Origin of the sequence: Pseudomonas sp. NPDC079086 (assembly GCF_044542155.1) — a bacterium.
Classification (GTDB): Bacteria; Pseudomonadota; Gammaproteobacteria; order Pseudomonadales; family Pseudomonadaceae; genus Aquipseudomonas.
Genome location: NZ_JBITTY010000002.1, coordinates 538,330 through 560,092 on the forward strand (window position 1 = coordinate 538,330; position 21,763 = coordinate 560,092).

At 59.9% G+C, this 21,763-nt stretch carries 23 protein-coding genes; 8 read left to right on the forward strand and 15 right to left on the reverse strand.

The window, feature by feature from the left end:
• Positions 1-3: 3 nt before the first annotated feature.
• A complete protein-coding gene (gene sdhD, locus ACIGEK_RS12020; RefSeq protein WP_339414078.1) occupies positions 4-372 on the reverse strand; it encodes a succinate dehydrogenase, hydrophobic membrane anchor protein in 369 nt (122 codons plus the stop codon).
• Positions 366-740, reverse strand: a complete 375-nt coding sequence (gene sdhC / locus ACIGEK_RS12025; RefSeq protein WP_397493536.1) for a succinate dehydrogenase, cytochrome b556 subunit — start codon at positions 738-740, stop codon at positions 366-368. The genes sdhD and sdhC overlap by 7 nt, the downstream gene beginning before the upstream one ends.
• A gap of 361 nt (positions 741-1,101) precedes the next feature.
• Between sdhC and gltA the strand changes: the two genes are divergently transcribed.
• Positions 1,102-2,376, forward strand: coding sequence for a citrate synthase (gene gltA / locus ACIGEK_RS12030; RefSeq protein ID WP_160014459.1), 1,275 nt, complete (start codon positions 1,102-1,104; stop codon positions 2,374-2,376).
• A gap of 45 nt (positions 2,377-2,421) precedes the next feature.
• Here gltA and ACIGEK_RS12035 read toward each other — a convergent pair whose 3' ends face one another.
• The 5 genes from ACIGEK_RS12035 to ACIGEK_RS12055 form a co-directional block, all read right to left on the reverse strand.
• Positions 2,422-3,036 (reverse strand): START domain-containing protein, encoded by a 615-nt coding sequence (locus ACIGEK_RS12035; protein ID WP_397493537.1) that lies wholly within the window; start codon positions 3,034-3,036, stop codon positions 2,422-2,424.
• Between the two features lie 36 nt (positions 3,037-3,072).
• Entirely contained in the window at positions 3,073-3,333 is a 261-nt protein-coding gene (locus ACIGEK_RS12040; protein WP_160014461.1) for a YkgJ family cysteine cluster protein, read from the reverse strand.
• 89 nt (positions 3,334-3,422) lie between these two features.
• A complete protein-coding gene (locus ACIGEK_RS12045; protein ID WP_397493538.1) occupies positions 3,423-5,318 on the reverse strand; it encodes an ATP-binding protein in 1,896 nt (631 codons plus the stop codon).
• Positions 5,318-7,531 (reverse strand): putative bifunctional diguanylate cyclase/phosphodiesterase, encoded by a 2,214-nt coding sequence (locus ACIGEK_RS12050; RefSeq protein ID WP_397493539.1) that lies wholly within the window; start codon positions 7,529-7,531, stop codon positions 5,318-5,320. The genes ACIGEK_RS12045 and ACIGEK_RS12050 overlap by 1 nt, the downstream gene beginning before the upstream one ends.
• A 105-nt stretch (positions 7,532-7,636) precedes the next feature.
• Complete coding sequence (locus ACIGEK_RS12055) at positions 7,637-8,506, reverse strand: NAD(P)-dependent oxidoreductase (RefSeq protein WP_397493540.1); 870 nt, start codon at positions 8,504-8,506, stop codon at positions 7,637-7,639.
• 214 nt (positions 8,507-8,720) lie between these two features.
• Here ACIGEK_RS12055 and ACIGEK_RS12060 point away from each other — a divergent pair, with 214 nt between their 5' ends.
• The 3 genes from ACIGEK_RS12060 (at position 8,721) to rhtA (ending at position 10,601) form a co-directional block, all read left to right on the forward strand.
• Positions 8,721-9,272: an exonuclease domain-containing protein gene (locus ACIGEK_RS12060; protein WP_304867801.1), complete on the forward strand. Its 552-nt coding sequence runs from the start codon at positions 8,721-8,723 to the stop codon at positions 9,270-9,272.
• Between the two features lie 96 nt (positions 9,273-9,368).
• The gene (locus ACIGEK_RS12065; RefSeq protein WP_397493541.1) at positions 9,369-9,650 is read left to right on the forward strand and encodes a pyrimidine/purine nucleoside phosphorylase; all 282 of its coding nucleotides are present in this window, start codon (positions 9,369-9,371) and stop codon (positions 9,648-9,650) included.
• Positions 9,651-9,728: 78 nt separating this feature from the next.
• Positions 9,729-10,601, forward strand: coding sequence for a threonine/homoserine exporter RhtA (rhtA, locus tag ACIGEK_RS12070; protein WP_397493542.1), 873 nt, complete (start codon positions 9,729-9,731; stop codon positions 10,599-10,601).
• 122 nt (positions 10,602-10,723) lie between these two features.
• On the opposite strand, the gene ACIGEK_RS12075 is transcribed toward rhtA, so the two are convergent.
• From ACIGEK_RS12075 to ACIGEK_RS12095, 5 genes are read right to left on the reverse strand one after another with little or no spacing between them, the layout of a single operon-like run.
• Entirely contained in the window at positions 10,724-12,502 is a 1,779-nt protein-coding gene (locus tag ACIGEK_RS12075; protein ID WP_397493543.1) for an ABC transporter transmembrane domain-containing protein, read from the reverse strand.
• A gap of 27 nt (positions 12,503-12,529) precedes the next feature.
• Positions 12,530-12,919, reverse strand: a complete 390-nt coding sequence (locus ACIGEK_RS12080; RefSeq protein WP_397493544.1) for a DoxX-like family protein — start codon at positions 12,917-12,919, stop codon at positions 12,530-12,532.
• Entirely contained in the window at positions 12,912-13,346 is a 435-nt protein-coding gene (locus tag ACIGEK_RS12085) for a thiol-disulfide oxidoreductase DCC family protein (RefSeq protein WP_397493545.1), read from the reverse strand. The genes ACIGEK_RS12080 and ACIGEK_RS12085 overlap by 8 nt, the downstream gene beginning before the upstream one ends.
• A 23-nt stretch (positions 13,347-13,369) precedes the next feature.
• A complete protein-coding gene (locus ACIGEK_RS12090; protein WP_397493546.1) occupies positions 13,370-13,945 on the reverse strand; it encodes a DUF1287 domain-containing protein in 576 nt (191 codons plus the stop codon).
• A 9-nt stretch (positions 13,946-13,954) separates the two neighbouring features.
• Positions 13,955-15,085 carry an ATP-NAD kinase family protein gene (locus ACIGEK_RS12095; protein ID WP_397493547.1) on the reverse strand — a complete coding sequence of 377 codons (1,131 nt, stop codon included), beginning with the start codon at positions 15,083-15,085 and terminating at the stop codon, positions 13,955-13,957.
• A gap of 152 nt (positions 15,086-15,237) precedes the next feature.
• On the opposite strand from ACIGEK_RS12095, the gene ACIGEK_RS12100 reads away from it, so the two are divergent.
• Positions 15,238-15,414 (forward strand): PA1571 family protein, encoded by a 177-nt coding sequence (locus ACIGEK_RS12100; protein ID WP_397493548.1) that lies wholly within the window; start codon positions 15,238-15,240, stop codon positions 15,412-15,414.
• Between the two features lie 33 nt (positions 15,415-15,447).
• On the opposite strand, the gene pdxB is transcribed toward ACIGEK_RS12100, so the two are convergent.
• Entirely contained in the window at positions 15,448-16,596 is a 1,149-nt protein-coding gene (pdxB, locus tag ACIGEK_RS12105; RefSeq protein ID WP_397493549.1) for a 4-phosphoerythronate dehydrogenase PdxB, read from the reverse strand.
• Positions 16,597-16,764: 168 nt separating this feature from the next.
• Between pdxB and ACIGEK_RS12110 the strand changes: the two genes are divergently transcribed.
• Both ACIGEK_RS12110 and ACIGEK_RS12115 read left to right on the forward strand, forming a co-directional pair.
• Positions 16,765-18,144, forward strand: a complete 1,380-nt coding sequence (locus ACIGEK_RS12110) for an MATE family efflux transporter (RefSeq protein WP_397493550.1) — start codon at positions 16,765-16,767, stop codon at positions 18,142-18,144.
• Entirely contained in the window at positions 18,144-19,226 is a 1,083-nt protein-coding gene (locus ACIGEK_RS12115) for a DUF3080 family protein (RefSeq protein WP_397493551.1), read from the forward strand. Before ACIGEK_RS12110 ends, ACIGEK_RS12115 begins: the two co-directional genes overlap by 1 nt.
• Here the strand turns inward: ACIGEK_RS12115 and ACIGEK_RS12120 are convergent.
• Positions 19,184-19,678 (reverse strand): gamma-glutamylcyclotransferase family protein, encoded by a 495-nt coding sequence (locus ACIGEK_RS12120; protein WP_397493552.1) that lies wholly within the window; start codon positions 19,676-19,678, stop codon positions 19,184-19,186. The two genes, ACIGEK_RS12115 and ACIGEK_RS12120, sit on opposite strands and share 43 nt — an antisense overlap.
• Positions 19,679-19,782: 104 nt before the next feature.
• Entirely contained in the window at positions 19,783-20,034 is a 252-nt protein-coding gene (gene tusA, locus ACIGEK_RS12125; protein WP_397493553.1) for a sulfurtransferase TusA, read from the reverse strand.
• A gap of 186 nt (positions 20,035-20,220) precedes the next feature.
• On the opposite strand from tusA, the gene ACIGEK_RS12130 reads away from it, so the two are divergent.
• On the forward strand, positions 20,221-21,762 hold the full coding sequence (locus ACIGEK_RS12130) for a CocE/NonD family hydrolase (RefSeq protein WP_397493554.1): 1,542 nt from the start codon (positions 20,221-20,223) through the stop codon (positions 21,760-21,762).
• Position 21,763 lies beyond the last annotated feature (1 nt).

Sequence of the window (21,763 nt, forward strand, 5' to 3'; positions counted from 1 at the left end):
GGATCACTTACCCCAAAAAATCTGCACGCCCCAGACGAAGAACGCGAACATGGCAACGCCACACGCAGCCTGGAACAGAAAACGCACGACAGTCGCCCACTTACCCAGCGCCATCGGCGTCAGGTAGTCGGTGGAAATTGTCCACATGCCAACCCAGGCGTGAACGCTTAGCGCCACCAAGGTCAACAGACTGAAAATACGCATTGCGTTGTTGGAGAACAGCGCCTGCCACTCGGCATAGCCCAGACCTGGGTTACACACGACAAAGCCAAGCAGAAACAGCACATAAGCCGCGAGGACGACAGCAGATACACGCTGCGCCATCCAGTCATACAGACCCGAACGCGAGAAGTTCGTGACGTTGGTTACCATATCCACACCCCCAGCAGCACGATCACGATCGTCGACACGACGAGAACGATTTTCGAACCCAGCTTGCCGCCTTCCAGCGTCTCACCGATGCCCATGTCCATGATCAAGTGGCGTACACCGGCCACCAGGTGGTACAGCAGAGCGGACAACAGACCCCAAATCACAAATTTGGCCAGCGGGCTGGCCAAGCATTCTTTCACCTCGGCAAAACCTTCTGCAGACATCAGCGATTTGTCGAGCCCGTACAGCAGCACGGCGATGCCGAAGAACAGAATGATTCCAGAAACGCGGTGAAGGAATGACGTAACGCCAGTGATAGGAAGTTTGATCGTCCTAAGGTCGAGGTTTACAGGTCTTTGGCTATTCACGGCTTTTTATCACACTGAGAGCCCCTAACTATCAGGGCAAAGTTGTCGGGAAGTGCACTGGTCAGGTACCCATCACCCAAGGAGTGACAACTACCAAAAGACAGGCTAAAGCCCTTGGTAGCTGGGCGCAGAGTATAGACAGTTAGGTTACTAATGACAACGCAAAGCCCCCTACCTAAAAGCGCATTGCACACCTCTAATAAATGGCGTAAAGAGCCGCTTTAAAAGCCCGAAAACTAGCCGCAAACCCTTCTGCCGCCTGGGTTTTCGCAAATTGACATTCGAATTTATCTCACTATAGTGGTGCGGGCCCTGCGTGGGGGGCAGTCAGATGATTTCAAGCATAACTAGGAGGCCAAACATGGCTGACAAAAAAGCGCAGTTGATCATCGAGGGCGCAGCCCCCGTCGAGCTGCCCATTTTAACCGGCACCGTTGGTCCCGATGTAATTGACGTGCGGGGCTTAACCGCCACGGGCCGTTTCACATTTGATCCTGGCTTTATGTCCACCGCCTCGTGCGAGTCGAAGATCACCTATATCGACGGCGATCAGGGCATCCTTCTGCACCGCGGCTACCCCATTGAACAGCTGGCAGAGCAATCCGATTACCTGGAAACCTGCTATCTGCTGCTGAACGGCGAACTGCCGAACGCAGAAGAGAAAGCCAAGTTCGTCAGCACCATCAAGAACCACACCATGGTTCACGAGCAACTGAAGACCTTCTTCAACGGCTTCCGCCGTGACGCTCACCCGATGGCCATTATGTGCGGTGTTGTAGGCGCGCTTTCAGCCTTCTATCACGACTCACTGGACATCAAGAACCCGCATCACCGCGAAGTTTCGGCCATGCGCCTGATCGCCAAGATGCCAACCATCGCGGCCATGACCTATAAGTACTCCATGGGTCAACCGATGATGTATCCGCGTAACGACCTAAACTACGCGGAAAACTTCCTGCACATGATGTTCAACACCCCGTGCGAGATCAAACCGATCAGCCCGGTACTGGCCAAGGCCATGGATAAGATCTTTATCCTGCACGCCGACCATGAGCAGAATGCCTCGACGTCTACCGTACGCCTGGCAGGTTCCTCGGGCGCCAACCCGTTTGCCTGTATCGCGGCAGGTATTGCTGCCCTCTGGGGCCCGGCGCATGGCGGCGCTAACGAAGCTGTTTTGGCCATGCTTGACGAGATTGGCAGTGTCGACAATATCGACACCTTTATCGCCAAGGCTAAAGACAAGGACGATCCGTTCAAACTCATGGGCTTCGGTCACCGCGTTTACAAAAATCGCGACCCGCGCGCCACCGTAATGAAGCAGACCTGCGACGAAGTACTGAAAGAACTGGGTATCACCAACGATCCGCAGCTGGCACTGGCCATGCGATTGGAAGAGATCGCCCTGACCGACCCGTACTTCAAAGAGCGCAATCTGTACCCGAACGTCGACTTCTACTCGGGCATCATCCTCAAGGCTATCGGCATTCCGACCAGCATGTTCACCGTGATCTTCGCCCTGGCGCGGACCGTCGGCTGGATCTCGCACTGGAAAGAAATGCTCTCCAGCCCGTACAAGATTGGCCGTCCACGCCAGCTGTACACCGGCTACACGCAGCGCGACATGAAGAAGTAATTCAGTTCTCGCCGCACAAAAAAGGCTGCCCTTGGGCAGCCTTTTTTATTGCGCTGAATAAGGTTGTTCAGCCAACTGACGCAGCCCTTGTAAGGTATTGAACGGTGCATCCACGACAAAGCTGTTGGCCAACCAGGCCGGCACACTGCCGCCAGGCTCGGAATGCACCTGATAGACCACTTCGATTTCGTCCTCGCGCGGCGTAAGGCTCCAGAAGCCTTCCACCTTACTGACCCGCACAAAGCCCTGCTGCAACGGCAAATAATCAGCAACGCCATGCAAGGTGCGGGTTACGCTACCATCGGCATCACGCGTGGTGGTCACCTGCAGGATCGAATCACGCGCCTGCACCGGCCAAGGCGTATGAAAACGGCTGTAGGCCCAACTCAGATCGCCGTCATGTTTGAGCAGCTTCTGCTCGCTGCAGGCATGAATCCAGGCACATGCCGCACTGACATCATCCTGTAAGGCCAAAAGCCTAGGCATCGTCACCCGCATGCGCGTAACGCCACGAAATGCCTGAAAACTTGAACCAGGAATCTGCTGCAAATAGACCTGGATTCCTGCTTCATCCTTGACCAGACGCCATTGCGCCGCCTGCGCGCCACTCATCGCCAATAATGCAGCAAGCCCCAAGAACAGCCGTGTAAACCGCACCATCATGCCTCCGGCAGTCGATAACCTTACCCCACAGTATCAGACTGCAACTGCCGTGCTCTGCTCCAGCCAACCAATCAACTGCAGGGCCTCTGCGGTATTGCTGCCACACACATACTCGGCGGCATGAAACGCCGAACATACCGCAGGCCGCTCAGGCTGGCCGAAAATCAGGCAGTAGTTATTCGCATCCAGCTGCACGCAGCGCACACCCGCCGGCTTGCCATCGGGCATACCAGGAATGGGAGAACTTATCGAGGGGGCAATGCAGCAGGCGCCGCAGCCGGCACGGCAATTCATGGCAGGAGAACCTCAGACACAACAGCACGGGGCACAGGCCGACGATTCTACGTGGGCGCAGGCCACTTGGCAGCTAGCCAAGTGCAGATTCAGGCGAGCGGTAGGCGCAAACGAAACTGTGTGCCCTGCCCTTGCGCACTGCGTACCTGCAGCTCAGCGCCGAGAATATCCACGGCCAACTGATGGGTGATATGCAGACCAAGCCCGGTGCCGCCACGCCCGCGTCGCGTGGTAAAGAAGGGATCGAAGATCTTCCCCAGCACCTCCTCGCTCATGCCGTCGCCGTTATCGCTGACTTCAATTACGCACTCGTGGCGCACTTCATCGTGCTCAACCCGCACCGTGACCTCGCCGTTCATGCCCGAGTCGAAGGCATGGATCAATGCATTGTCGATCAGGTTCTGCAGAATCTGCCCCAAGGGCCCCGGATAACTGTCGAGCATCAAACTCTGCGGTAACTCCAGCTGTACCCGATGGTTTGCCTGTTTGAGTTTGGGGGTAAATAGCAGCATGACCTCGCCCACCAGCTCAACCAGATCAAAGCGCCGCCGCTCGGTACTCGCGCGGTCGCTGGCCAGCTGTTTGAAAGCCCGAGTGAGCTGCGCCATACGCGTCAAGCTTTTAAGGATGATTGCCAGGCCTTCATCATTGCGCTGTAAAAAGCGCTCCAGCGCCGAACGCTGCAGCCCTTCACCGAGGCTTTTCTGCAGACTCTGGTTGCCTTTATCGAGGGTTGATGCGGCCATGCTGGCGGCACCAATCGGCGTATTCAATTCATGTGCCACGCCAGCGACCAGGGTACCCAGCGAGGACAGCTTTTCCGCCTGAATCAAGGCGCCGCGCGTGCGCTGCAACTGTTCCACCGTGTCACACAGATCAGTATTGCTCTGCTGCAACGCTTGGCTGCTGACTTCCAGCGCCTCGCGCACCTGGTTGCGCTCGAACTCTGACAGTCCTAAGCGCAGCACCACAATCAACCCCAATGGCAACATCACACAAGCAGTCAATAGTACTTGCCAGAGCACCTCTACGCGTAAAACCTGCACTTGCTCACTCGGTAAACGCGAGACTAATAGCCACTGTTCGCTTGTATCCAGGCTCTTATCCGCGCGCTGATAGGGGTCAAAATGGCTGAACGCCCAGTAACCTGAATGATCACTAAACACGCCACTGTGCTGCACCTTCATGCGTTGCCAACTGGTCGGGTAGCGACTGGCTAATGTTGCATCAACCTTACCCAGCATAAAGCCCCAGGCATCCTGCGGGTCGACTGCGAGCATCCAGTAACCCTCATGGTCAACCAGGGTAAGGTTGCCGCCATAACTGGCAGAAACCTGACTAAGGCGCTGCAACAACGCCTGGCCGCGGTAATTCAGCACCAGAATGCCACGCCGCTTGCCCGCTTCATCGAATACCGGCGCAGCACTGCGCAAGGTCGGTTTAAAAGGCTGTTCGACTGCCCCATATTCTTTATTGAGATCAAATCGCGAAAGATAGAACGAGCCCTTCCCTAGACTCATGGCTTCAACAAAATAGTAATAATTCGCCTTGTTCTGTAGCTGCGCGTGCCCACGCAAAACTGGCCCACCATCCAGCCAGTCAATTCGGACCTGCTCCATTCCATTTTCATCCAGCCAACGAATCTGCTCGTACAATTCAGTACTGCGTGCAAACTCGATAAACAGCTGACCCAAGGCATCTCTATTGTCCGCACTGGCGTCGGCAAGGACCTCAGCCAACAATGGCTGACGGATGAGAAACTGAAGATTGCCGCGCAACGTTGCCAAGTGCCGGTTGAGTACCCCGCTCCCCTCACTCAAACTGTTCTGCTGGTCACGCAGCAACGGGGCCAACTTGGCATCCAGCAATCGCTCGTGAAGCAATACCATCAACAGCAAAACAAGCAACGTCCAGGGTAGAAACAACAACAGCAAGTTGCGCCTGACCGGAGCGCTGAACAACCGTTCTTGCCAGTTTCCGCGCATCAACCCTGACGCCTCGACCAACCATCCAGCCACTGCAGCAGCTCTGCGCAGGCCATCGGCCTGGCAAACAGGTAGCCCTGCGCCTGCCGACAGCCATGAGCGAGAATCCAGTCGGCTTGCTGCTGCGTTTCGACGCCCTCGGCAATAACCTGCATACCAACCCGTGCAGCAATCTGGATCACTGCCTCGGCGATCATCTGCTGGTCGCTGACTTCGCCGATTTCAAGAACAAAACTGCGGTCGATTTTCAGCCGATCTGCCGGCAACAAACGCAGGTAGCTAAGCGATGAGAAACCGGTGCCAAAATCGTCGATGGCCACCTCCACGCCCATGGCGCGAAGCGCACGCAGCTTTTCACATACGCTATCGAAATTGCGCATAGCTACCGATTCGGTAATTTCTACCTCAATTTGCTCGGGTGCGACCCCAGACGCCTGCAAGTGCGAATTGAACCGCTCGATAAAGTCATGCTGCAGCAACTGCGGTGCGGAGACGTTGACCGCAACGCGGATCTGCGCATAACCGGCATCGGCCAGCTGTTTCGCTGCCTGAAGGGCCAAACGCATCAGCAGATCGCCCAGCGGCAGGATGTAACCAGTGGCCTCGGCAAGGGGAATAAAACTCAGCGGAGGGACCATCTTGCCGTCGGCCTTGCGCCAGCGTGCCAGAGCTTCCACACCGATAACACGGCGGGTTTGCATATCGATCTGCGGCTGCAACTCGACGCTGATCTGACCCGCATCCACTGCATCGCGCAGGGCCAGCAACATACGGTAGGACTCAGCATGCGCACCTTGTAGGCGCGGGTCATACACCCCGTGCTGATCATGCCCCAGGCGCTTGGCCTGCTTCAGAGTCAACAGCGCATCCTGCAACGCCACGCTGGCGCTGCCGGTAAAGTCGGCCAAGTGCATGGTCACGCTGCTCAGGCTGTGTACCTGGCCCAGCTCATAAGGCCGCTTATGCCGACGAAACAACGCTACGACTTCTGCGGCCTTAACCTGCGCTTGCGGACCGAGGATGGCAAACAGATCATCACGCACCCGCGCAATCAGCACCTCATGGGTAAAGGCATCGCGCAGCTTCTTCGCCACCAGACCGAGAATAAAGTCGCCATACCCTGTGCCAAAGGCGGTATTGGCTCCGGAGAAGTTGTCGATATCGATAAGCACCAACACGCGTTGATCCTTGGCCTCGGATTTCAGCGTCATGTCCAGCATGCGAATCAGTGCATTGCGGTTGGGGATTTTTAACAGATCATCCTGGTAGGCCATTTCCTCCAGACGGCTGAACAGCGCGACGTTATATAAACCCCGACTGATACTGGCGCTGAACACCTTGAGCAGCTCCAGCTCGGTGTCATCCAGCGCCCGCGCGCTGTCGATGTAACAGGCGTAGTCAGAGCCTGCCTGAAAGCGCGGAAAGAACAATACTGTGCAATCGCTCAGACGCAGGGTCTGCTGCGCTTGCAGGCATTGCCGCACAGCCGCCGCGACCTGCGGCTGCAGCGCCTCCAAGCTGGCGTCAATGCAATCAAAGAAACGCCCGCTGGCGCTGACAATCCGTGCCTTCGGTTCGGCCGTAGCGCTCCCTTCATCGGCGCGCACGCAAACAATGCCCTCGGTCTGCAGATCAAGCAGCGAGGTTATTTCCGACAAAATCTTGGTCGATAGCTCACGGGTGTTCTTTGAGCAAAACAACGCGTTGCTCGACTCGACGATCATCTGCAAGCCACGCCGGGCGGTGGCTACAGCCCTGAGCTGGGCATAACCGCGCACCGCCGCAGTGAGTACGGTGAGCAAACGCTCAGCGCTGAGTTCACTCTTGGTCCAATAGTCATTGATGTCGTAATCACGCATCACTTCATGGGCCGGTGCCAGGCCAGGCTCGCCGGTCAGCATCACCACGCGGGTTTCGCGATTGCCGATCACCTCACGCAGCGCCTTGATCAGGCGCAGGCCGGCGTCTTCGGTCTCCATCACCACATCGAGCAACACCAGGGCGATGTCATGGTGCTTGGCCAGCAGCATCGAGGCTTCACGGCAGCTGAAGGCCTGAATCAGCTCAATGCGCCCACCCAGCAGCTCCAACTCGCTCAGGGCAAAGGCGGTGGCGCGCTGGAAGTCGGCATCATCATCAACGGCCAGAACGCGCCAAACGGGCTGGCTGGTAATGCTGGGGAGGTCGTCGCGGAATGCAAATTGATCATCCATGAACAGTGCCCGCATGCCTGGGAAAGAGAGAACAGCGCCGACTCCAGACTGGCGTTGAATCCAGTATAGACGGCTGTTCTCAGCTGCCAGGCGATCACATACGGTTTAGCGCTTGCGCAGACGGGCAAACAGGCTGGAAGTGTCCCAACGACTGCCTCCCATGCCCTGCACATCGGCATAGAACTGATCGACCAGCGCGGTTACCGGCAACTGCGCGCCATTAGTGCGGGCCTCGGCCAGCAGAATAGACAGGTCCTTGCGCATCCAGTCCACGGCAAAGCCATGTTCGAATTCACCGGCCAGCATGGTTTTATGGCGATTCTCCAGCTGCCAGGACTGCGCCGCCCCCTTGCTGATCACCTCCATCGCGCCATGCGCGTCGAGCCCCGCGCACTCAGCGAAATGCAGTGCCTCGGACAAGCCCTGCACCAGGCCTGCGATGCAGATCTGATTGACCATCTTGGTCAGCTGACCGCTGCCCGCCTCGCCCATCAGTCGGGCCATACGTGCATAAGCCTGAATGATCGGCTCGGCTTTCGCGTAGGTCGCTGCCTCACCACCGACCATGATGGTCAGCGCGCCGTTCTGCGCCCCTGCCTGACCGCCAGATACAGGCGCATCGAGAAACCCCAGCTGGCGTACGGCTGCCAGTTCGGCCAGTTCGCGGGCTACCTGCGCCGAAGCGGTAGTGTGGTCGACCAACACCGCGCCGGGTTGCATGCCAGCGAAGGCGCCCTGCTCGCCCAGAACCACACCGCGCAAATCATCGTCATTGCCCACGCAGACCATCACAAACTCAGCGCCCTCGGCCGCTTCACGCGGTGTTGGCGCGTGGCTGCCTGGGTATTCGCTGGCCCACTGCGCAGCCTTGGCTGCGGTGCGGTTGTACACACACACCTGATGCCCGGCGCGTGCCAGATGCCCGGCCATCGGGTAACCCATTACACCCAGCCCGATAAACGCCAGCTTTGCCATATCCACCTCTACCTTCTAGCGCCATTCACAACGCGCTTTTGCTTAACTTCACATCCGCACTGCCCAGCAGATGCGAACCCGGCTGCAAGCATGCCCGCCACATGGGGCCAGCGCCAGTACAGCCATAGGGCAAAACTGTATGGATAGCCTCACCTAGCAGACTTTACCCAACGCCGAAACTGCTTCCATACTCGCTGCACGCTAAGGAGGGCTTATGCAGCATTGGCTGGTAATCGACCTAGAAGCCACCACCGAAGAAGGCGGTTGGCCGGTCACAGATATGGAAATCATCGAAATTGGCGCCAGTCTGGTCAACGCTGGCGGCCATGAAATCGAGTACTTCCAACGCTTTGTGCGACCCACCCGGCGCCCGCACCTAACCCATTTCTGCCGTCAGCTCACCCAGATCAGCCAGGCCGATGTCGATGCCGCCGCGCCGCTGAGTGCGGTGTGGGCACAATTCGAACGCTGGCTGCTGGCCCATCAAGCGCAACTGGCGGGCTGGGCCAGCTGGGGCGACTACGACCGCCGTCAGTTTGAACAGGAATGGCGCGCCCATGGCCTAGAGAGCTACCTGAGCCAGATCCCGCATATCAACCTGAAAAAACGCTTCGCCGAAGCCCGCCAACTGCCCAGCCCGATTGGCCTCAAGATGGCGCTGAATCTGGCTGGCTTGCAGTTCCAGGGCCAGCAGCATCGCGCCCTGACCGATGCACGCAATACCGCTCGGCTGCTGCCGCTGGTTTTGCCTGTGCAAAGCAGATGACGAAGAAAAACCGCTTGGGCATACTGGCGGGCCTTTTTCTATGGCCTGTCGCTACTGGTGGCCAGCCTTTTTAATCCCCTTATCGAGGAACTGCAGATGTTCAAGGTCAATGAATACTTCGACGGCACCGTCAAATCCATCGCCTTCGGCATGGCTGAAGGCCCGGCCACCATTGGCGTGATGGCTGCAGGCGAGTATGAATTCGGCACCAACCAGCTCGAAATCATGCACGTGGTCGCCGGTGCCCTGACCGTGAAACTGCCAGGCAGCGAAAACTGGGAAACCTTCACCAGCGGCAGCAAATTCACCGTACCGGCCGACAGCAAGTTCCAACTCAAGGTGGCAGCTGATACTGCCTACCTGTGTGAATACCGCTAAGCCATAGCCGTGGTGCTTAAAAGCCGGCCCCAGTGGCCGGCTTTTTTATTACTGGATAGATAACTCAAAGGAACAGCCATGCCGCGCTCAACGCAATTCTCTCTGGTGATCCTGCCGATCCTGTTGCTGCTGATCGCCATGACCTCGATCCAGAGCGGCGCGTCCCTGGCCAAGGGGCTGTTCCCGGAGATTGGTGCAAGCGGCACCACGGCCCTGCGCCTGAGCCTTGCCGCGCTAATCCTGTGCATCTTGATGCGTCCGTGGCAGGCCAAGCTGACGCTGAAGTCCAGCCGTTCCCTGCTGGCTTACGGGCTGTCGCTGGGTGGCATGAACCTGCTGTTCTACCTCTCGTTGAAAACCATTCCACTGGGCATCGCCGTAGCCCTGGAATTCACCGGCCCGCTGGGCCTGGCCCTGCTTTCGTCGCGGCGCCTGTTGGATTTCGTCTGGATCGCCCTGGCTGTTTTCGGCCTCTGGTTGCTGTTACCCACGGGGCAAAGCGATGTGCCGCTGGACCCGGTCGGCATGGCGCTGGCACTGGCTGCCGGCGTGTGCTGGGCGCTGTATATCATCTTCGGGCAAAAAGCCGGCGCCGAACACGGCAAGCAGACCGTGGCCCTCGGCACTATCGTCGCGGCCTTGCTGGTGTTCCCGATTGGCCTATGGCAAGCCGGTAGCGGTCTGTTCTCAGTGGACCTGCTGCCCGTCGCCCTCGGCGTAGCCGTACTTTCCTCGGCCCTGCCCTACAGCCTGGAAATGGTCGCTCTGACCCGCTTACCGGCGCGCACTTTCAGCATTCTGATGAGCATGGAGCCAGCAATTGCCGCGCTCTCCGGCCTGCTGTTCCTCAGTGAGCGCCTGACGCTCAACCAGTGGCTGGCGATCAGCGCGATCATCCTCGCCTCGGCCGGAGCGGCGGCAACCATCCGCCCCAAAGCCAAGCCGCTTTAACCTATCTGAACAGAAGCTGAACCGCAGCATGCTCTGGTGGGAGGGGCTTTAGCCGCGACGGAGCAAAACCGCTACAGCCTGCTCGCGGCTAAAGCCCCTCCCACAATGCCCGGCCCAAGGTGTTAACCAACCACCTCAGCCTCATTGCTAAATTGCAACTCGGCCAGACGCGCATACAACGGGCTGCTGTTGACCAACTCACTGTGCGTGCCAATCGCGGCCAGCTTGCCGTGCTCGATCACTGCGATGCGGTCAGCGCTTTTGACCGTTGCCAGTCGATGGGCGATAACCAGGGTGGTGCGCCCTTCCATCAGCGGCGGCAAGGCTTGCTGAATCAGATGCTCGCTCTCAGCGTCCAGCGCGCTGGTCGCTTCATCGAGCAGCAGAATCGGTGCATCGACCAGCAGCGCACGGGCAATCGCCAGACGCTGGCGCTGGCCACCGGAAAGGCCGAGACCAGCGTCGCCCAGGTGAGTCTGGTAACCATCCGGTAGCTTCATAATAAATTCGTGGGCGTGCGCGGCTTTGGCCGCAGCTTCGACCTCGGCCAGGCTGGCAGTGGTTTTGCCGTAACGGATATTGTCTTCAACCGAGCCGAAGAACAGCGCGGGGTTCTGCGACACCAGGGCAAAGCTGCTGCGCAGCTCACGAGGGTCGAGCTGCTGAATCGGCACGCCATCGATCAGGATGCTTCCGGTCTGCGGGTCGAAAAAGCGCAGCAGCAGATCAAACAGCGTCGATTTACCCGCACCGGACGGCCCGACCAGCGCGAGGGTTTCCCCTGCTGCAACCTGTAGATCGATACCGTCCACAGCAAAACTGCCGGGGCGCGACGGATAAGCGAAACGCAGTTCTTGCAATTCAATACGCCCCTGCACCGGTTGGGTCAGATGCAACGCATCGGACGCCGGCGGGGTGATTTCATTGCGTGCCTGTAACAGCTCGGCGATGCGCTCGGCGGCACCGGCGGCGCGTTGCAGCTCGCCAATCACCTCACTCAGGGTGCCAAAGGCCGAACCGACAATTAGGCTGTAGAACACGAACGCCGCCAGCTCACCGCCGGAGATGCGCCCAGCGATCACGTCCATACCGCCGACCCAGAGCATCACCCCCACCGCACCGAGCACCAATACGATCACCACGGTAATAAGCCAGGCACGCTGGGCGATGCGCTGGCGGGCGGTGTCGAAAGCCGCCTCGGCGGACAGGCCGAAACGGCGCTTGTCCTCAGCCTGGTGGTTGTAGGCCTGCACGGTCTTGATCTGTCCCAGCACCTCGCCGACATAGCTGCCGACATCGGCGACGCGGTCCTGGCTCTGGCGTGACAGTGCGCGTACGCGACGTCCAAAAATCAAAATCGGCGCCACCACCAGCGGCAAGGCCATCAGCACGATACCGCTGAGCTTGGCGTTAGTGACCACCAGTAGCACACTGCCACCGACCAGCATGATCAGGTTACGCAACGCCATCGACAGCGACGAGCCGATCACCGATTGCAGCAGCGTGGTATCAGCGGTCAGGCGTGACTGAATCTCCGAGCTGCGGTTGCTCTCATAAAAGCCCGGATGCAGGTCGATCAGATGGTTGAACACGCGCTTACGGATATCCGCAACAAACCGCTCGCCAATCCACGACACCAGATAAAAACGCGTAAAAGTACCAATGGCCAGCGCCAGCACAAGCACGAAGAACAGCCCAATGGATTGCTGTAACGCTGCCGGCGACTGCGTAGCCAGGCCTTGATCGACCAGCAGCTTGATGCCCTGGCCCATGGACAGGGTGATGGCAGCGGTAAACATCAGCGCCAGCAAGGCCCCAAATACGCGACCGCGATACGGCGCAATAAAGCGCCAAGCCATGCGCAGGGCATTACACTGACGGGAAGACAGGATCGAAAGCATGAAGGCTCGCTGGGGCGCTGACGCCGGTTAATTAGGAGTCGATTGAGGCGTTTCCGCCCGCCAGGCTACCCAACACAGCGCCAAAGCAGCGAGATTGGTCGACAGCGGATTGAATGCCTGCAGCAGTAGATGGGGGCTAAATAGCGCCACATCAAGCAGCAGCCCAATCAACAGCACCCCTGCCAGTAACAAGGGCCAGCGTTGACGCCGCCAAAGTAGCAACAGACCCAGCACTATTTCCGCAAAGCCGGCAATGCGCGCCACCCACTCAGGGGCTGGAAGATTGTGGGCCGTAATCATCGCCAGCTCATCCGGGCTTAACCAGAGAATCTTCGGCACCAGGCCATGCCAGATAAATACCAACGCCAAAGTGATACGCGCCAGCCAAGCGATCTGCCCTAGCCGCGGATCAGTCATGCAAGAAGCGCCGGGCATGGTCAGCGCTCGGTAACAGACAGCTTTCGTAGCGGCCAAACAGCCGGTAGCGATTGAGCGCAATACGGTCATAGAACCAGTCACGCACAGGCCGTGGAATCAGCCGCAGCCAGGCCAGATAACGCCATGGGCTGGGCAACTGCGCGAGGATGCGCAGCACCGCATCCGAACGCAGCAGCATCTGGCCGTTCTCGATCAGCGCCATGCTGTCGAAATGATCAGTCGGCAAACCGCCCCAAACCAATAACGCCTGGCCCTCGGCCGACTGCACCGAGGCCAGGAGAAAGCGCTGCTCAACGTCATGGCGAATCAGAAACTTTGCCCAGCCGTTACACAGTTTGCACACACCGTCGAACAGCACCACGCGCTCGCCGGGCTGGATGAGGGGTGGAAGTGTTTGCTCCTGCATGTCCAACTCCTTCTGCGCAGCCCTCAAACTGCGGGGATACGGTAATGGCCGGTAATTTTAAAGCTGAAGAGAATGTCCTCTTCCTGGGTGCCGCGGCCGATATTGTGCAGCACCAGCGGTATGCCGCTGCCGGCCTGGCGGTCGCTGATAATGCCGACATGAGTCAAGCCGCCGCCCAGATCCCAAGTGACGATATCACCAGGCCGATAGCGCTCGGCATCCTGACCAAGCGCCAGCGCCCAGCCTTGGCGTTTAAACCAGGTCATTAAGTTCGGCACGCGGCGATGATCGATATTGCTATCGGGCCGGCTTAGCCCCCAGTTCTTCGGGTACAGGCGAAAATTTGCGCGCATGTCCTGATGCACCGCCTGCTGCAAATCCAGCCCCTGCTGGCGTAGCGCGCGAATCACCACATCGGTGCATACGCCGGTATTCAGCGGCACATCGCCATTCGGGTAATTCAGGCGGCGATAGGCCGGGTCATAGCTCACGGTGACGCCGACCTGCTCGCGGGCAGCCGCGACTAAGGCATCGGCCTGCAGCGCCCAGACGTGGGTGCTCAGCAGAATACTAAGCGCGAGTAGCAGAATTGCCCGCACAACGCCTCCTTACTGGCTCAGTGACTGCCTGCCCACGGGATACAGCAGCTCTTCCTTATAACCGGCCCACACGCGCACGGCATCTGGGAAAGCATCGTCCAGCGCGATATCGCCGCTGTCTACCAGCAGCGGCCGGCCTTGCAGCGTGCCAAGTTTGCGTTTGGTGGCGACCACACGCAGGTTGTCCAGGCCAATAGCGCGCAGCACGCGTGGGCTGATCTGCTGGTTGCCGCGGCCAATAATATGCCCCTGGCCGCCAATGGCAGTGACCAGCAGACGCGCTGGATGGCCATCAATCAGCTCGAATAGCTGCGCTTCGCTGACATCGCAGGCCAGCAGCTGACCATTTTCGATCACATCCACGCCAAGCAAGGTGGTCTCGATACCCAGATTCTGTGCCAAACCATGCAGGGTTGATCCCGGGCCGAACACGTAGCGTACGTCCTGTTCCCAGCTGTCATTCAGCCAATCGGCCAAATCGCCCAGTACCAATTCTTCCGACTCAACGCCGCCCTGCTTGACCTGCTGCACGTAGCCGCCCTCCTGCGGCACCGTCAGCTCGCCGTACCAGCGCGCGGTCACGCGGCCTTCGCGCAGGGCGCTTTCATCGATATCGCGTACCTCGCCACTGCTCAGGCGCACCAGGCCGCCTTCAATCAGCCGCGCAGTCAATTCGCCGGCCGCGCGCGGGCTAATGGCGTAGACCCCGGACTGAATTTTCACCCCGGCCGGAATACCCAGCACCGGCTGCCCTTCGCGTACCGCCGCGCAGATATCCCGCGCTGTGCCATCGCCACCGGCGAACATAATCAGCGCCACGCCAGCCTCCTGCAGCCGCTCAACCGCCTGACGGGTATCGGCGGCGCTGCTCGGCCCTGCGCTCAGCTCGCCGACCACGCGGTGAGCAAAGCCCATTTCAGCAAGCAGATCCGCACCCATGGCACCGGGAAAGGTGACGAACTCCAGGCGCTCGCGCAGCGGCAGCAGCACCTCAAGCGCGGTTTGCGTGCGCAGCGCCGCTTTGGCCTCAACACCCAGCGCCAACGCCTGTTCAGCCATGCCGTCACTGCCCTTGAACCCCACAGGGCCGCCCAGCCCGGCCAATGGGTTGATGATCAAGCCAATATGGAAAAGCCCCATAACACCCTCTAATTCAATACCTGCCTGCTCAATAACTGCCGGCCCTGGCACAGTGCCTGCAACGGCTAACTTGCTCTGTGTCTTGCGGCGGTTTTCTGCCGTCGCAGTTGTCATAGCGCCTTCATCTAACACTCATAAAATCGCGCTAACCGATGAGGAGACAAGCCATGCACAGCCAACAACAGAATTCGCAAAAAGCCACAACAATGCCGATTGGTGGTTTTGTCATTGACGGCCAGGGCCGTGAAATCCCGATCACCGAAGAGATGATCCAGCAAGCCTGCAATGCACTGGAAAAAGCCCAGCAGCAAGCCGGCAAGCGTAAGTAAGTTTCCCGCCTGGGCAGCATTCGCTGCCCTTCGCTACAGCTGATTCAACCTCGCACCCAGCGCCTGCACCAGGCTAACCAATGCCGGCGCACTACCCTGCACGCCCACCGTCAACCCGTCGATTTCCCGACGCATCGGGTAGTGTTTGCGCAGCCCGTCAAAAGCCGCACGCCGCGTTGCCGCATCGCCCTGCAGACCCCGGCGAAAATCCGCATCATCGCGGCGCGGGTCATACACCGCGCGGCAGATACTGGCCAAAGCCCAGGCCGGATCGGCACTGGCATCAATCGCCAGCTCACTCAGCCAGGCGGAGGGCATCAGTTGCGCCAGTTCAACGCTGGGCGCAACACCCAGGTGCTGACACAGCGCCTGATAGATCTGCGCGGTGCCGCGCAGTTTGCCGTCCAGGCTATAACCAGCGATATGCGGCGTGGCGATACGGCACAACGCGGCCAGTTCGACGTCCGCTTGCGGCTCGCCCTCCCAGACATCCAGCACCACTTGCAGATCAGTGCGCTGCAGCAACAACTCACGCAAGGCCTGGTTATCCACCACCGCACCGCGACTGGCATTGATTAGCCAACTGCCGGGTTTGAGTGCGGCCAGACGTGCGTGATCGAACAGGTGATGAGTCGGATACTCCCCCAGACGCTCTAGCGGAGTGTGCAGGCTGATCACATCGCACTCGTCCAGCACCTGCTGCAGGCTGACATAATCACCACCCTCCACCGCCTGACGCGGCGGATCGCAGACCAGCACACGCCAGCCCAGGCCACGCAACACCTTGAGCAGACGGCTGCCAACCTGCCCCGCGCCGATCACGCCATAGGTGCGGCTAGCCAGATCGACACCCTGCTGCTCAGCCAATACCAGCAGGCTGCCCAGCACATAGTCGACCACGCCACGGGCATTGCAGCCCGGCGCACTGGCCCAGGTAATCCCGGCCTGCTGGAAGTAATCGAGGTCCAGATGGTCGGTGCCAATGGTGCAGGTGCCGACAAACTTCACTGCCGAACCTTCGAGCAGCGCGCGATCAACCTGAGTCACCGAACGCACCAGTAGTAGGTCAGCATTGGCAACAGCGGCCGCATCGATACTGCGGCCGGGCAAGCGGTGAATCTCGCCAAAACTGGTGAAGAATTCATCGAGCAGGGGAATGTTTTCGTCGGCGACTATCTGCATGAGGGACTCCACAAATCAGGCCGGCATTCTAACCTGCCTGCACCGCTTGGCTACGCTGAGTAGCGCAATGCGCCCGTTGCGCTGAAACACTGTGCAACAAGGTTTCCTGACCAAGCCGTCAGGGCGTAGACTGCGCGGTTTCCTGACACACTGCCGGACACACCCACAATGCTCGCCCAAACCCGCTTGCAACGCGTCAGCACCGAGTTCTACAGCCTGCTGAAGCTCGCAACGCCGATCATCATTGCTCAGTTGGCCAACACTGCCATGGGCTTCGTCGACACCGTGATGGCCGGCCGGGTCAGCCCGCAGGATCTGGCTGCCGTGGCGTTGGGTAATTCGATCTGGGTACCGGTATTTCTGCTGATGACCGGCATTTTGTTGGCCACCACACCCAAGGTCGCACAGCGCTTCGGCGCAGGCGCGCATACCGAGATCGGCCCGCTGGTGCGCCAGGCACTGTGGTTGGCCCTGACGGTGGGTATCGCGGCGGCGGTGATTCTGTGGAATGCGGAAATCGTCCTCAGCCTGATGAACGTCGACCCGGCACTGATTGAACCCGCCATGGGCTACCTGCGCGCCGTGGCCTGCGGCTTTCCGGCCGTGGCGCTGTACCACGTGCTGCGCTGCTTCAGCGACGGCCTTGGGCATACCCGGCCGAGCATGGTCATCGGCCTGTGTGGCCTGGCGCTGAATATTCCGCTCAATTACATCTTTATCTACGGCAAGCTCGGGCTACCGGCCATGGGCGGTGTCGGCTGCGGTTGGGCCACCGGCCTGGTGATGACGTTTATGTTCCTGAGCATGCTCTGGTGGGTGAAATGGGCGCCGTTCTATCAACCGAGTAAAATCTTCAACCACTTCGAATGGCCACAGTGGCCGGTGCTCAAGCGCCTGCTCTCGGTCGGCCTACCCATCGGCATCGCAGTGTTTGCCGAGTCGAGCATCTTCGCGGTGATCGCCCTGCTGATCGGCGGCCTGGGCGCCACCGTAGTAGCCGGGCACCAGATCGCGCTGAACTTCAGCTCCATGGTGTTTATGATCCCCTACTCCCTGGGTATGGCCGCCACCGTGCGGGTCGGCCAGGCACTGGGCCGTGGCGAGCCGCGCGAGGCGCGCTTTGCTGCAGGAGTGAGCATGGCAGCAGCGCTGGGCTACGCCTGCCTGTCGGCCAGCCTGATGCTGCTGTTAAGAGAACAGATTGCGCAGATCTATACCCCGGACCGCACAGTGATCGCTGTGGCGACCACCCTGCTGGTGTATTCAGCGCTGTTCCAGTTCTCCGACGCCATTCAGGTGACGGCCGCCGGCGCGTTGCGCGGCTATCAGGACACCCGCGTCACCATGATTCTGACGCTGTTCGCTTATTGGGGTATCGGCCTGCCGGTGGGTTATGCGCTCGGTCTAACCGACTGGTTTGGCGAGCCGAGTGGCCCCAGCGGGCTCTGGCAAGGTCTGGTGGTTGGCCTGACCTGCGCTGGCGGCATGCTCGCCGTGCGCCTGGCCAGTAGCGCGCGTAAACGTATCCGAGCCGCTAAGATGGCCTGATGAACGCCCGCCTACTGCTTCTGATCACTGCACTTTGCCTGTGCGCCTGCACGCCTGCCGATGATGGCCTGGCGTTGCAGGCCGATTACCTGCAGCGTTTGAGTAACGCTCTGGATGTAGAACCGGCAACGGCCTTCGATCCCCGCGACTTGACCCGCTACCGTCTACCCGCACGCCGCGAACGCCTGATAGAAATTACCGAACTGCGCATCAGCCTGCTCGACCTGCTTGTCGATGCGCGTCGTTGCCCTGCCCTGCAACAGCAAATCAGCCTGCGCAACAACAGCCTCGGCAAGCAACTGACGCCCAGCAGTCGCCTGGCTTACGAAGGCGATCTGTTGCGCGCGCTGGATGCCTGCGGCGAGCACCTGCGCAGTCAGGACCAGCAACCGTTGCGCAACACCCTTGAACAACTGGCGCAAGAAAAACGTGCGCAACTGCCCGGCGTGTTCTGGAATGCCCTGAATGCCAGCCAGGAAGTCGAACGCTACCTGCGCTTTGCCGATCGGACCCTGCCGCCGAATGCCGACGAAGACAGTGCTGCGCTGGATGCCCTGGCGCAGCTGGCGGCCATCGGTAGCGCGCTGCCCGCAAGGTTGCCGCCGAGTACCGAACAGCTTGATCCGCTGTTCTTTGCTCTGCACGCCAGCGACCAGGGCGGCCAGTTGATCAGCAGCCTGGCCAGCCTTACCCACAGCCTCAACCAAGGCAGCGCTATGCTGCAAAGCCGCCAACAGGGTCGACCACTCTGCCCCACGGGCAAGGCCACAGAACGCGCACGCATCGTGCAGAACATCTTCGTCAAGTACTACGCCGGTGGCCTACAGCCCTACCTGGCGCTCGTGGATCAACGCGGCCAGGCCTGGAGCAGCAGCCTGCGCAGCCTAAGCAGCGTGACGCAGATACCGCCAGCGACGCGGGAATACCTGCAGCAATTGATTAGTCACGAGGCGTCGTTATGGGCGGATTTTCAGCTGGCCACCGCGCGCCATGTGCGCAGCTGGCAGGATGTGCTGAACAGCTGCGGCCTGGCCCCTGGTCAGTCGGGATGGACTGACCAGGCCGCCAACGTCGACCAGTAGGCTTCGGACAATAATTCACGCCCGGCCAGCAAATGGGCCAGGTAATCAGCGCTGGGCAGCAACCCTTCTTCGCGAAACGCCGGGTTGGCGATATACACCCAGGCCGGCTGCACGCCATGGGCCGCGACAATCGGTAAACACTCGCGGCTGTAATAGATCGGCGTGCCTTCGAAGTGATCCAGCTTGGCGATCTCGCCAGCGTCGGCCAGGCGATATAGCACGCCTTCCACCCGCCCATCGCACTGATGGCGAATATTGGCGTAAGCCCGCCCCGGCGCCCGGTCCGCGGCACGCTTGTTAAAGCACAGGCTGTAACCCGGCAGATGCCCTGGCAACGCCTCCAGCACCGTCAGGCCGCGAACCTGCATGCGCGCCGGGTTCATATTCGAGCCGTAGGCGAAGTACCAGTTGCCCCAGGTGCTGTGAGCAGGCAACGAGCGAAGGCCAGGCAAGGCAAAAACCGGCGAGGACGCGGAGTTTACTGGCTGTAAATGAGCGTCCGAGCCGGCTTTTAACGCAGCATGGTCGAGCGCAGTAGTGCTCACATCGCTTGGCATTAGTCGAGCTTCTTGCGGATCAGATACAGGTAGGTCGCGCCGTCTTCGGCCTGCTCCACCAACTCATGGCCAAGAAACACGCAGAATTTTGGAATATCGCGGCGGGTAGAGGGATCGGTGGCTATCACCTTGAGCAGGCCGCCGGCCTTTAGGTCACGCACCTTGTTGTGCAGCATCATCACCGGCTCGGGGCAGTTCAGCCCAGTAGCGTCGAGGGTGGCGTCAGGAATGGCGGTAGTTTGCAAAGACATCGGCAGGCTCCAGTAACAAGCCGCTATTCTCGCGCAAAGCTGACCCCAAGGTCATCTAGTAGACAATTGAAAACGTCTGCATGCGGACTCTAGCCGATAACAGGTCAACACAACCTTGGATGGGCAGCCGCAGGCCGCTCAATCAGGCAGGCTGCGCAGCGCCAACCATTCCAATAAGAGCCACTTATGCGCCTTGCCCTGCTCCTTGCCGCCCTGCTGCTCAGCGGCTGCGCCGCTCGCGACCAATTACCTGACTTCAGCGCCAGTGCACAGCAGGACCTGCCTGCGACCTATTTCGACGCCGTGATTTATGCTCGCGACGGCACCCGATTGTCGGCCACGGTGTTCCAACCCGCGCTCAAGGTTGGCGAACAGGCGCCAGTAATCGTCCACACCCACGGCTGGGGCGGCTGGCGCGTCACGCGGCCGAACGGCTTCTACGGCACCCAGATGATGTCCGGCCGCGCTGCAGTCAAAGCCTGGCAGGCCGGTTACTGGGTAATCAGCTACGACCAACGCGGTTGGGGCGGTAGTGAGGGTGATATCGAAATGATGGATCCCGACTATGAAGTGCAAGACGCACTGGCAGTGATCGATTGGGCTGCCGCCAACTTACCGCGACTGAGCATGGATGCACCGAACGATCCCAAAGTCGGCATGCTCGGCGAAAGCTACGGCGGTGCGGTGCAGCTGTTGGCCTCCGCGACCGATCCGCGTATTGATGCCATTGTGCCGATTGCCACCTGGTATGACCTGAGCGAAGCCCTGGCACCGGACAGCCACATGAAAGTCGGCTGGACCAGCGTACTGCTCAGCCTGGGCGTGTCCACCGGCTATGACTTGGGCAAGTTCGTTCAGACGCCCTACCTGAAAAGTGCCGACGGGCGCATGCGCGAGCCGGTGCGCGCCGAACTCAAGGCCCACAGCCTGACTAGCTACTGCGCACGCGGCCAGCGTCCGCAGGCTGATGCCCTGCTGATTCAAGGCATGCGCGACACCCTGTTCCCGCTCAACCAGGGCCTGGCAATTCGTGATTGCCTGCAACAGGGCGAGCGCGATGTGCGCCTGCTCGGCATGCAGGGTGGACATATTCTGCCGCCACCCATGCAACGCTGGAGCGGCCTGCCGCCGTTCAATAACGAGACGGTGCTGCACTGCGATGGTCGGGCGATCAACCTCTACCAGAGCATCATCAGCTGGTATGAAGACAAGCTGCGCGGGCGCAAAGGCGTGGCCGCGAGCATTCCCGATTTCTGCGTAAGCCTAAATCTGGATCAGGGCGTAGCCTTGCAGCAACTGCCGTCCAGCCAGCGCATTGAGCTGCCCGCCACCGCTATTCGGCCGCTTAGCAGCGGGCTGTTGCAACCCTCACGGTTCATTACCCTACAACAGGTCCAGCAGCCCAGCGCACTGATTGGCGTTCCACGGGTGAATCTGGATAACGCCGAGGGACTGCCGACGCTGTTTGCCGCCTTGGTGGTCAAGCGCGCCGATGGCAGCAGTGAAGTCCTCAGCGAGCAGGTCACTCCACTCAATGGCCAGGCCAGTACCGAACTGGCCGCCGTCAGCGCGCAATTGCAACCGGGCGACACCCTGGGCCTGCGCATCAGCGGTTTCAGTGGCCAGTACCTGTTCAACGGCTCCTGGCAGCTCTCCAGCAGCACACTGCAAGGAAGCGTCGAGTGGCCACAGCTGCTGCCGTTACAGCCGCAACTGGCCAGGCATTGAC

Bases quoted from the DNA above. Each gene is read 5' to 3' on its own strand.
- ACIGEK_RS12095 (WP_397493547.1), bottom strand. From the start codon at position 15,085: ATGGGGCTTTTCCATATTGGCTTGATCATCAACCCATTGGCCGGGCTG.
- gltA (WP_160014459.1), top strand. From the start codon at position 1,102: ATGGCTGACAAAAAAGCGCAGTTGATCATCGAGGGCGCAGCCCCCGTC.
- ACIGEK_RS12130 (WP_397493554.1), top strand. From the start codon at position 20,221: ATGCGCCTTGCCCTGCTCCTTGCCGCCCTGCTGCTCAGCGGCTGCGCC.
- ACIGEK_RS12060 (WP_304867801.1), top strand. From the start codon at position 8,721: ATGCAGCATTGGCTGGTAATCGACCTAGAAGCCACCACCGAAGAAGGC.
- ACIGEK_RS12115 (WP_397493551.1), top strand. From the start codon at position 18,144: ATGAACGCCCGCCTACTGCTTCTGATCACTGCACTTTGCCTGTGCGCC.
- ACIGEK_RS12085 (WP_397493545.1), bottom strand. From the start codon at position 13,346: ATGCAGGAGCAAACACTTCCACCCCTCATCCAGCCCGGCGAGCGCGTG.
- ACIGEK_RS12035 (WP_397493537.1), bottom strand. From the start codon at position 3,036: ATGGTGCGGTTTACACGGCTGTTCTTGGGGCTTGCTGCATTATTGGCG.
- ACIGEK_RS12040 (WP_160014461.1), bottom strand. From the start codon at position 3,333: ATGAATTGCCGTGCCGGCTGCGGCGCCTGCTGCATTGCCCCCTCGATA.
- ACIGEK_RS12080 (WP_397493544.1), bottom strand. From the start codon at position 12,919: ATGACTGATCCGCGGCTAGGGCAGATCGCTTGGCTGGCGCGTATCACT.
- ACIGEK_RS12100 (WP_397493548.1), top strand. From the start codon at position 15,238: ATGAGGAGACAAGCCATGCACAGCCAACAACAGAATTCGCAAAAAGCC.
- ACIGEK_RS12065 (WP_397493541.1), top strand. From the start codon at position 9,369: ATGTTCAAGGTCAATGAATACTTCGACGGCACCGTCAAATCCATCGCC.
- ACIGEK_RS12110 (WP_397493550.1), top strand. From the start codon at position 16,765: ATGCTCGCCCAAACCCGCTTGCAACGCGTCAGCACCGAGTTCTACAGC.
- ACIGEK_RS12075 (WP_397493543.1), bottom strand. From the start codon at position 12,502: ATGCTTTCGATCCTGTCTTCCCGTCAGTGTAATGCCCTGCGCATGGCT.
- ACIGEK_RS12045 (WP_397493538.1), bottom strand. From the start codon at position 5,318: ATGCGCGGAAACTGGCAAGAACGGTTGTTCAGCGCTCCGGTCAGGCGC.
- sdhD (WP_339414078.1), bottom strand. From the start codon at position 372: ATGGTAACCAACGTCACGAACTTCTCGCGTTCGGGTCTGTATGACTGG.
- ACIGEK_RS12055 (WP_397493540.1), bottom strand. From the start codon at position 8,506: ATGGCAAAGCTGGCGTTTATCGGGCTGGGTGTAATGGGTTACCCGATG.
- pdxB (WP_397493549.1), bottom strand. From the start codon at position 16,596: ATGCAGATAGTCGCCGACGAAAACATTCCCCTGCTCGATGAATTCTTC.
- rhtA (WP_397493542.1), top strand. From the start codon at position 9,729: ATGCCGCGCTCAACGCAATTCTCTCTGGTGATCCTGCCGATCCTGTTG.
- tusA (WP_397493553.1), bottom strand. From the start codon at position 20,034: ATGTCTTTGCAAACTACCGCCATTCCTGACGCCACCCTCGACGCTACT.
- ACIGEK_RS12050 (WP_397493539.1), bottom strand. From the start codon at position 7,531: ATGGATGATCAATTTGCATTCCGCGACGACCTCCCCAGCATTACCAGC.